This window comes from Mesorhizobium sp. M1A.T.Ca.IN.004.03.1.1 (assembly GCF_003997555.1).
GTDB lineage: Bacteria > Pseudomonadota > Alphaproteobacteria > Rhizobiales > Rhizobiaceae > Mesorhizobium.
Genome location: NZ_RZTV01000795.1, coordinates 1 through 249 on the forward strand (window position 1 = coordinate 1; position 249 = coordinate 249).

The window sequence follows — 249 nt, forward strand, 5'->3', positions numbered from 1 at the left end:
GCTTTTTCCACGACCGAGATCGCCCGCGTCTTCGACAAGGCCAAAGCGCTCGGCCTGCCGGTCAAGCTGCATGCCGAGCAGCTCTCCAATCTCGGCGGCGCCAGGCTCGCCGCATCCTATGGCGCACTTTCGGCCGATCACCTCGAATATCTCGACGAAGATGGCGTTGCGGCGATGGCCGCAGCCGGCACCGTCGCCGTGCTCCTGCCCGGCGCCTTCTACGCCATCCATGAAAAGCGGAAGCCGCCG

At 65.9% G+C, this 249-nt stretch carries 1 pseudogene; it reads left to right on the plus strand.

Annotation, left to right across the window (positions count from 1 at the left end):
- A pseudogene (locus EOD29_RS33840) lies at positions 1-249 on the plus strand (imidazolonepropionase); the annotation flags it as partial.